The sequence below is a fragment of the Komagataeibacter intermedius TF2 genome (assembly GCF_000964425.1).
Lineage (GTDB): Bacteria > Pseudomonadota > Alphaproteobacteria > Acetobacterales > Acetobacteraceae > Komagataeibacter > Komagataeibacter intermedius.
Genome location: NZ_BANF01000790.1, coordinates 1 through 442, shown reverse-complemented (window position 1 = coordinate 442; position 442 = coordinate 1). Strand labels below are relative to the sequence as shown.

1 pseudogene is annotated in these 442 nt (G+C 64.0%); it reads right to left on the bottom strand.

Annotation, left to right across the window (positions count from 1 at the left end):
* A pseudogene (locus B7449_RS19260) lies at positions 1-191 on the bottom strand (integrase); the annotation flags it as partial.
* Positions 192-442: the final 251 nt, after the last annotated feature.

The window sequence follows — 442 nt, the reverse complement described above, 5'->3', positions numbered from 1 at the left end:
CCGTCCGGCAATTCGATGCCCGCCAGAAGCAGGGGCAGGGGCGGGGTGAACCGCGCGGTCGAGAGGATTTCGCGCCAGCGCGCCGGGTCCTGTGTCTCGGCCAGACGCTGTCGTGTCAAATGGTCAACGCGGGCGTGCAGCGCGGCCTGCGCGCGCCTGCTGGAGCCGAGGATGCGGATGTCGCTCAGCATGACCGGCTTTCCCGGTCCGAAGACCCCTGGGTGCAGAAAAGGTGACCGGGGTCGCCCCTGCCTCTTTTCCGCTGGCCCGGCCTAGGCTGGGCGATCGGTTCGGCAGGACAGAGCCGACCGCTACGCGGGCAGCAGGGGAGGGGCAGACAGGCAGGTAGGGTGGAAAGGCTCTGGAACAAGCGCATTTTGGGATTTTTGTCGAAATGCCTCATGAATGGGAACAGAAATCCTATTTTACCAACCACCTATTT